Source organism: Fibrobacter sp., from assembly GCF_045112255.1.
GTDB lineage: Bacteria > Fibrobacterota > Fibrobacteria > Fibrobacterales > Fibrobacteraceae > Fibrobacter.
The window spans coordinates 24822-34498 of the sequence record NZ_JBGUHR010000072.1; the positions used below are offsets into that span (position 1 = coordinate 24822).

The following is a 9677-nucleotide window of genomic DNA, read 5'->3' on the forward strand; positions in this document are numbered from 1 at the left end:
GTCTCTCGTCTTTCGTCTCAGTGCCGAAGATACTTCTTCAACGCGTCTTCGAGCTGTGCAATGACGACAGGCTTTGCCAAATGGCCGTCCATGCCCGCTTCAAGGGATTTGCGGCGGTCTTCATCGAAGGCGTTTGCCGAAAGGGCAATAATCGGGACTCGCTTTTCCGGGAACATTTTACGGATTGCACGGGTCGCCTCGAAACCATCCATCACAGGCATCTGAATATCCATCAAGATGCAATCATAATAGTCAGGGCCTTTTTCTCTTAGACATTCCACAGCAACGGAACCGTCCGATGCAGACTCAACGATAACGCCAGCACTTTCAAGAATGTCCTTGGAAATTTCGAGGTTCAATTCGTTATCCTCGACAACAAGAACTCTAAAGCCTTCAAATGAAACCGACTCCTGTTCGGAATGGGCAAAGCGCATCTGCTCGACGTCTTCCGGATTTTCCTGAATGCGCATCGGAATGCGAATCGTAAACGAAGACCCCACCCCGACCTTGCTTTCGACATCAATAGACCCTTCCATCATATCGACAATGCGCTTGGTAATGGCAAGCCCAAGCCCTGTTCCCTGCTGCTTACTAACAGTCGATGTCCTTTCCCGAGAAAATTCATCAAAAAGATGTTGCTGGTATTCAGGACTCATGCCGATACCCGTATCCTTAATAACAAATTGATACAGGCCATAGCCTTCGCGCTGTGACGGGACCTGACAAATATCGACAACGACAGAGCCTCCCGATGGCGTGTACTTCACTGCATTGGAAACCACGTTGATAAGCACCTGATTCATGCGCAGGAAGTCAACATAGACATACCGATTTTGAATATCGTGGCGATTAAATTCAAAATGCACATTTTTCTTTTCGGCCAAGGACTTAAGCATTGGAACAAGGTCTTCGCCGTTTTCATCCAAATCAACCGGATTCAAGTCCAGTTCAACCTTGCCGCTTTCAATGCGGGACATATCAAGCACATCGTTGATCAGAGACAGTAGGTGTTCACTCGAAAGCTTTGACTTGCTAAGGCAATCCAGAGCTTTTGCCTTGTCGTCAATGTTCTTTACGGCCATGTCGGTAAAGCCGATCATTGCGTTAAGCGGTGTGCGGATGTCATGAGACATATTGAACAAGAACGCGCTCTTTGCCTTATTGGCAAGTTCAGCCTTTTCCAGGCTCGCCATTTCGCGTTTGGTTTCGGCATCAACGCTATGGAAACCGGCAATTACATGGTTCTTGGAATTTTCATCCTTAACAAACTTTATCTGATAGTAAATATCTTCACCATCAACTTGAAGTCTAAAGTTAACGAAGTAAATATGTTCGCGTTCAACAGCGTCCAGCACCTTTGAAGGTTCGGTCGCAGCGCAGAACGCTTCCCGATCACCCGGATGCACAATCGTATTCACAAGGACATCTAGGCGCTTTCCAAAGTTATCGATCTTGGACCAGCCCGGAACGAGTTTTTCAAAAAGCGGATCGTAGCGGTAAAGCACTTCGGAAAGGGTTTCGTAATCAACGTACACCACACAGCCGAAGTCATCCGACAAGCCAGAGATAACAGCCATGTCGCGATTCGCCGCAGCCTTGCGTTCGGCTTTTGCCAATTCTTCTTCGTTTACATTTTCAAGGGTCACAACGATGTGATTGTCGGAATCAGGCGTTTTCGCAGCCTTCAAACGATAGAACACCAGCTGCCCGTCGATGAAGAAACGAAAAGAAACCGAAACGGTACGATCGTTTTCCAGGCCATGCAGCATCCGATCTTTATTGACAAAATCCTTGACGGCGTTCCAGTCATCCCTGTAGACCGTCTTTTCGAGAATCTGTTCCAAGCCTTCAAAAAAGTTCTTGCAGTTTTCGGCATCAAGAGTCTTCACTGCACCTTGAGCGTTAAACTCGATAAAAGAATTGTCGTTTATGTCAACGTAATAAATACTATCAAAGCCATCGCCTAGCGTGTTTGCAATATCGGAATACTGGTCAAGTTCACGCAAATGCATCTTGAACTCGACTTGTTCAGTCACTTCCATGCAACAGCCTTCGAGACGCACACCTCGTGTGTACTCGTTATTGCGCCCACCATAGTTTTTCAGAAAGATGACTCCACGCGACTGGTGGTTCCAGGCGTATTCCACCTCCGACATCGAGCCTCGACTCAATTGGTCCACAAATTCAGCAAACCCTTCGTAATAAGAAAGGTCCACATTATTGCACCACAGATTGTAGAGGTCTTCAGGAAGTGTTTCTTCGGGGAGTCCAAGAATCAGGAGGAAAGCCTTGTCCGCATACATTCGAGGAGGTTTACCTTCATCAAGCTCAATCATCCACAAGCCAATACCTGCACTAGACAGAATCGCACGAGTCAATTCTGACGATTCAAGACAGTTCATGGTTTGCAGCTCCTCCGACAAGATATCCCTTCCAACAACCGCTAGCGGTTGTCCCTTTATATAAAATACACTTATTTTCGGGATATGTTTGGAGAAAAACGAATAAAGTCTTGGATTTTAAGGATAATTAGGAGTTCGGAGTTTGGAATGAGGAATTAAAATAGTCGCGGCAAAGCCGCCAAATTAAAAACTCCTACTTCCTAATTCCTAACTGTTTCTTGCGGCGCCAGACTTTAAATTCCATGTAAAGCGTACTGACCGTGTAAATAAAGATCAGCAAAAGGATGGTATTCTTCGGGCGGTTCAGGTTGCAGATGCCCCATGCAAACGTAATAATGGGCAAATGGATCAGGTACGGATAGAACGATGCACGACCAACATGGCGCACCAGCGGAATGCAGAAGAACTTCGCCAGGAAGCCCTTGCCCGAAAGAAGGCTCACCACGAACATGCCATAAATGAATATCGGCAGACTGTGGTGTATAAAGTAATTATAACCCGGGTTCATATCCGGTCGCATGAGGAAGAGGCTTCCGTAAAGCGCGAGGAGCAGAAGCGCCTGCGCAAATCCACTCACATAATCTTTCTTGAAGACATCAAAGGCGCCCTCATTGTAAAGGCGGTAAAGCACCATGCCAAAGATATATTCAAAGACGCGCACCGGCGCAAACATGTGGAAAAAGCGATACTTGGCATCGAAACCGTCAAACCATAAATTACCCGTTTGGCCATAAACAATAGCCCATAGAAGTCCAGGAACAAACACACCGCCAAAGAGAATCCAGAGGGTGCGGCGGTTCTGCTTGATAAGCCAACGGCTGAACCAAGGCGTAATCGCATAGCAAAGGAAGAAACTCGTAAGCGACCAGGAAGGTTCATTCAGTTTCATGCCGAGATCCGGGACGATCGACCACGTAAGCGTTAAGTGCATGAGCAGGCTCCGCCACGGGTGGAACATCTTTGCAAGCCCGGCCGAGGCGCAATCGCCAATTTCGGAGAACGAAGGCAAATGCGTATAGCCGCTCATCTTGAATACGATCAGCACGAACATGAGGAGCGTCATGAAGAAGTGCAAGCGGTAAAGTTTTGCGATGCGGCTGAACATGAACGGGATGACCGGGATACTACGGTCCGGATCGCTATACTTGCTTGCAAAAAGGAACCCGGCCAGCACATAGAAAATCCCTGCGGCAAAAGCAGGCGCCGAGATGATGGGCATGACCCACTTGCAATCGGACATGTACATGAGGGCGTTGGAACTGCCCAGATGGAGCATGACAATGTTCAGGCTTGCGAGGAGACGGAGACCGTCAATTGCAGGGAAGTAATTTGCTGGTTTCGGCATTTCGAGGAAAATTTAGAAAAAACAGGGAGATTCCCCGCAAATGGAAGGGTGAATTTGAAATTTCGCAAGCAAACCTGTCCTTTTTCATTACATTTTTCTTAAATTACAGATATACAGTCACTTAAGGAAGAGAAAATAAAGAATTGGTGTTTCGATCATGAGCAACGAACGCGCAAAAATTTTGATTGTCGATGATGACACCATGAACAGAGTCGTGCTATCGGATCTGCTCTGTGACGAATATGATATCATTGAAGCTAAAGACGGCGACGAAGCCCTCGAAATTCTAGAGAAACAGGCAAAGGAGATTACGCTTGTCCTCTTGGACATGATTATGCCAGGGCGTGATGGTCTCGAAGTTCTCAAGATCATGAATGAAAAAGGATGGATCAAGGGCACTCCAGTCGTCATGATTTCCGCAGAAACAGCAACACCGCAAGTCGAAAAAGCGTTTTCGCTCGGCGTTACCGATTTCATTTACCGTCCGTTCGACCAGATGGTCGTGCAAACGCGTGTCCGCAATACCATAAAGCTTTACGTAAAACAAATGCAGCTTTCGGAACTTGTCACGGACAAGATTTACGAAAGGACTCGGAACAGCGACATGCTGATTTCCATTTTGAGCCACATCGTGGAATTCCGTAACGGAGAAAGCGGCCAGCACGTTCTGCACATCAGAAAGATCACCGACCTTTTGCTACGCGCTTTACTTAAGCGCACCCAGGAATACAATATCCCTGAAGAGGACATCGGTACCATAGCCACAGCATCTTCGATGCACGATATCGGCAAAATTACAATTCCCGACGAAATCTTGAACAAGCCCGGCAAACTCACGAAAGAAGAGTTTGAAATCATGAAGCAGCACTCCATGAATGGTGCAAAAATGCTCGACACCATCCAGTACTTCAAGAACGAACCGCTAATGAAGTACGCTTACGACATCTGCCGCTGGCATCACGAACGCTGGGATGGACGAGGTTATCCCGACGGACTTAAAGGAAACGAGATTCCCATCAGCGCACAAGTTGTTTCCATAGCCGATGTTTACGACGCGCTCACAAGCGAACGATGCTATAAGAAGGCGTTCCCTCACGAAAAGGCGCTTGAGATGATCCGCAACAACGAATGCGGCGTATTCAATCCGCTGCTTCTGGAATGCCTGAGCGATGTCGCCGACCAGCTGCCAAACGAAATAAACGATAGCCGCACGAGCCAGTTAAGCGACGCCGACTTCTCCAAAATCGCCAGATCCATTTTTGAAAGCTCGGATGACAGTTCAGACAACATCATTTACGAGCAGTACTTGATCGAACGCAAAAAAAGCCAGTTCTTTAGCTCGTTACAGAAAGGCATTTCGTTCGAATACACTTACGAGCCTTCGGTGCTCAAGCTCAATGCTAGAAGTGCAAGGGCGTTAAGCTTCCCAAGGACCATGGTTGAACCCGAGAACAACAGCAACTTCTGGAACATCTTCGGGCGAGACAACTGGGATGAATTTGTAAAGCTATTGCATGATTCGCAACTCAACAATGACTCCTTTACCTTCAACAGCGAAATGATGGTAAAAGGAGAGAAACGCCCATGCAAGATCAGGGTCCAGCAAAGCTGGAACAGGCGCGATCCTGAAAACCCGGAACTCATTTGCGTGTACGGGAATGTGGAATTTTTCTAAACAGTTCTCCCTACATACGCGCCAACTCCACAATTGAATTCGTTATCCACAACAAAAAAACCTTCGAGAGTTACCTCGAAGGCCTTTGGGTATTTAAGGCTCCCCCGTTTGGTTCAGGGGAGTTATGGATTAGGATTTCAATTAGCGAGAGATACGAACAGACTTCACTGCACCATTCTTGACGGAGCGGAGCATGTAGATGCCATTGTTCTTGACGTCGCTAGAACTCTTGAGAATCTGAACGGCATCGCTCATGGAGTAAGCCCTCATGCGACCGAGACGGACACCGTTGGCATCAAACACGTCGTAAGCGGCAAGCACCGGAGATTCCAGGCGAACCTTGGAGTTGATGGAAATCGGCGGTTCATCGCCACCACCCGGATTGTCGGAAACTTCGCCCTTTACAAAGTTAATGTAGTCGATATCGAAGTATTGCTGGGTCACATCGAGGCGGAGCACATGCTTACCAGCCGGGAGCGTCACCTTCTTCTTCACATCGGAGAATTCATCGTAGCTTGTGCCAGTGACTTCGAATTCAGCGAGAGACTTGCCATCGAGAGAGAGCGTGAATGCGCCCGTACCTTCGGTTGCGACAGAGGCAACAGCGGTGTAATCACCAGCTTCGGCAATGTTAATGGTGTATTCGTACCAGTCGCCGGTCGTATTGTAGCCGAGAGCAATTCCGGTAGCCTTCTTGTAAAGGTCAGCACCAGTATCCTTGCGGTAGTCGGAATCGCCATGGTTTTCGGAATCGTCGCCATAGGATTCGTTGCTCGTACCGTCTTCGTTCTTGCCCTTGCCCGGAATGTCGAAGTCTTCGACTTCAATCTTGCCCGGAACAGCGAGAGCTTCACCCTTGAACGGGAGCTGCGGTTCAGGATCAACCGGAGTCACAACGCCAGTTGCAAGGCCAGTCGTATTGGCACCCTTGTTCTTGGACAGATAATCCTTCAACCAGGTCATTGCAGGACGGTCCTTGCCATCCCTGATAATGCCGGAGTTACCGCCAGAAGTCCACGTTGCACCATAGATATAACCCCAAATGGTGATACCTGCAATGTGTTCATTTTCCATGAAGTAGGAAATCTGCTGCGAGTAGCAGTTCTTCTGGTCGTTATCGTCATTCGATGCAATATCGTATTCAGAAATGAACAGCGGAATCTGGGTCTTGTTCCAAATTTCATCAATAGTAGACTTCAAAGTATTGATGTTCAAGCAGGAACCGCCACCGCCCTGGCCACCGGCCTGACCACCAGAAACCTGCATGTCATGGGCCTGCAAGCCGTAGGCATCCACCGGAGCACCGTTCTTCTTGATGGTCTGGATAAGCTGAATACCTTCGTTTTTCTGCCACTGGACGGTATTATAGTCGTTATAGATCAAGATTGCCTTCGGCCAACGTTCGCGGGCCATCTTGAAGGCTGTAGTCACGAAGGCGTAGTCGCCATTGTTGTCGCCACCGAGAGCCTGGATAATATTGGTACTCGGGTAGTCGGAGTGATACTTTCCCTGGCCCGTACGGATAGCTTCGTTCACCACGTCGATCATTTCGAGATCGGGGTAATGCTTAGCAACGGCATCGAACCATTCAGTGATAATTTGCTTTGTTTCAGAAGCGCTCTTGCCCTTAATCCAGTTCGGATACTGGGATCCCCACACAAGTGCGTGGAACTTGAAGTGACCGCCATTCTGCTTTGCCCAGTTGTAAGCAGCATCGCAACCACTCCAGTTGAACTGTCCACGAGCGGTGTTGATCGAACCCCACTTACATTCGTTTTCAGCCGTAATCTGGTTCCAAAGCTGCGTAAAGTCGCTACGAACCTGACCGCGCGTCGTAATGTTACCGACGAATTTTGCAGCACCATCGGCAAGACCGGGGCCTGCATAAGAACTTACTGCCCCACCCAAAAGTGCAGCAGCCATCAAGCCTTTCAAATATTTTGATCTCATTTTCCACATCCTCATAGGTTAAATGTCCCATACAACCATTATAAACATATCCTTGTTTTTTGAAATTGCCTCAAAAAGCCCAAAATTTATCATTGACAAAATGTCCATAATGGATTTTTTACATTGCATGATACAACAAAATGGCGACCCCGGCACAGAGGCCGGGGTGACATGTAAAAAAAAAGACCTTCGAGGGTGAACTCGAAGGCCTTGGGGTATTGGATTAAGAAATTCTAACGTGTAACGCGGACTGTTTTCACGGCACCGTTCTTGACGGAGCGGAGCATGTAAACGCCCTGAATCTTGATGGAATTCGAGTTCTTGAGCATCGACACGGCTTCGCTCAAGGAATAAGCGCTCATGCGACCAAGACGAACACCATTCACGTCAAAGACGTCGTAGTCGGCCAGTTCAGGAGTCGCCATGTGGACATTCGTGCGAATTGCAGCTTCATTTTTGAATTCAAAGTTGAAGTAGTCCACGTCAAAGTATTCCGCAGTTACATCCATACGCAAGATATGCTTACCTGCCGGGAGGGTCACTTCAGCAGTGACATCTTTGTAATCATCCCAGCTAGAACCCGAAACCGGGACTTCTGCAACGGACTTGCCATCGATGGAGAGCGAGAAGGAAGCGCTTTCGCTTTCTGCTGCAACAGAAGCGGTCATGACATATTTGCCAGTTTCCGCAATATTGACCGTATATTCCAGCCAGTCGCCGGTCTGGTTGTAACCCACGATAACGCCCGTAGCCTTGTTGTAAAGGTCAACAGCCGGAGCGTCGTCCTTACGGTAGTCGGAATCGCCATGGTTTTCGGAATCGTCACTGTAAGAGGCGTTGGTCGTGCCGTCTTCGTTGACGCCCTTGCCCGGAACGTCAAAATCTTCGGCTTCAATCTTGCCCGGAATTTCGCGCACCTTGCCCTTGAACGGTGTCTGCGGTTCAGGTTCGACCGGCGTGAAAGTCACATCGTTCTTTCCCTTGCTCAAGTTCTGGGCGAAGTAATCTTCGAGCCAAGTCATTGCAGCACGCTTTCTGCCGTCCTTTTCCATGATGCCAGTGTTTGCAGCCCAGGTTGCACCATTGATGTAACCCCAGATAGTAATGCCTGCAACCCACGGAGTTTCCCACATGAACGGGATCTGGTTCGCGTAGTCATTCTTTTGCTTGGTGTCATCGGCTTCACCGATATCGTATTCCGAGACCAGGAGCGGGAGGCCCGTTTCGTTGTGGATTCGCGTCATCTTGCTTTCGAAATCGGACTTGCTCATGCCCTTGCAGTCGTGAGCCTGCTGGCCGTAAGCATCCACCGGAGCGCCATTCTTGACGATGGTCTGGATGAGTTCGATACCTTCGTTCATCTGCCAAGAGAGCGTGTTATAGTCGTTATAGATAAGCACAGCCTTCGGCCAGCGTTCGCGGGCCATCTTGAATGCTGTCGTGATAAAGTCGTACTGGTGCTTGCCATTGACAACACGGTCGCCACCAAGAGCTTCGATAATGTAGGAGCCACCGCATTCCGTATCGTCAGTGCTGCGGCCTTCGGCACCGGCTGCCGGCTTGCCGTAACCGGAGTGGTAGTTGTCACCGGCCCAAATAGCTTCGTTCACCACGTCGATGTATTCGAGGTCCGGGAACTTGGCGGCAACGGCATCAAACCATTCCGTGATGTATTTCTTGGTGAGTTCTACGGTAATGCCCGGGTTTTTCTTTTTGCAAAGGAAGTTCGGGTACTGGGAACCCCAAACGAGAGCATGGAACTTGAAGTGGCGTTCGCCCGGTTTTTCCTTGGCCCACTTGTAAGCACCTTCGCACTTGTCGTAGTTGTCCCATGCGAACTTGCTCGTGCCGCTGTTTCCGTTAGAAAGAGAGTGAATGGAACCCCATTTACAACCGTTTTCAGGAGTAATCTGGTTCCAGTAAGTGCCCATGTCGTCACGGATCTGGCCACTTGTCGTGATGTTACCGACGAATTTGGCACCACCATCGGCGAGAGCAGCGTTAGCAACAGAAGCAAAACCTGCAATAGCGGCTATTGCAAGAGAAAGAGAGAATTTTTTCATAATCCTAATCCTTATACCCAAAAGTTGAATACCCTTATAACTTTTCTAAACATATTCTCGTTTTTGAAAAAAGCTCAAAAAACGCAAATACTTATCATTGATAAAAAGTCCATGATGGAATATTCGCTAATGGAAATTAAGTTTTCTGAACGCAGAAAGTACGTCATGCGGGCGGGGCCCCAGCTCGGAGTTGCGAAGGCCGCACGGGCCCCTCCCTGCACCCTCCCCATCCTTGGCCGACG

Annotated in this window: 5 protein-coding genes; 1 reads left to right on the top strand and 4 read right to left on the bottom strand. The window is 48.5% G+C overall.

The features are described from left to right. Positions 1–17 precede the first annotated feature (17 nt). A complete protein-coding gene (locus tag ACJMM9_RS10435) occupies positions 18–2402 on the bottom strand; it encodes an ATP-binding protein (RefSeq protein ID WP_405326498.1) in 2385 nt (794 codons plus the stop codon). A gap of 193 nt (positions 2403–2595) precedes the next feature. After that, positions 2596–3747, bottom strand: coding sequence for an acyltransferase family protein (locus ACJMM9_RS10440; RefSeq protein ID WP_405326500.1), 1152 nt, complete (start codon positions 3745–3747; stop codon positions 2596–2598). 157 nt (positions 3748–3904) lie between these two features. Here ACJMM9_RS10440 and ACJMM9_RS10445 point away from each other — a divergent pair, with 157 nt between their 5' ends. Then, positions 3905–5422: an HD domain-containing phosphohydrolase gene (locus ACJMM9_RS10445; RefSeq protein ID WP_405326503.1), complete on the top strand. Its 1518-nt coding sequence runs from the start codon at positions 3905–3907 to the stop codon at positions 5420–5422. Positions 5423–5563: 141 nt separating this feature from the next. Here ACJMM9_RS10445 and ACJMM9_RS10450 read toward each other — a convergent pair whose 3' ends face one another. Beyond that, complete coding sequence (locus tag ACJMM9_RS10450; RefSeq protein WP_405326505.1) at positions 5564–7372, bottom strand: endo-1,4-beta-xylanase; 1809 nt, start codon at positions 7370–7372, stop codon at positions 5564–5566. 233 nt (positions 7373–7605) lie between these two features. Next, positions 7606–9435, bottom strand: a complete 1830-nt coding sequence (locus ACJMM9_RS10455; protein WP_405326508.1) for an endo-1,4-beta-xylanase — start codon at positions 9433–9435, stop codon at positions 7606–7608. Between the last annotated feature and the right edge of the window lie 242 nt (positions 9436–9677).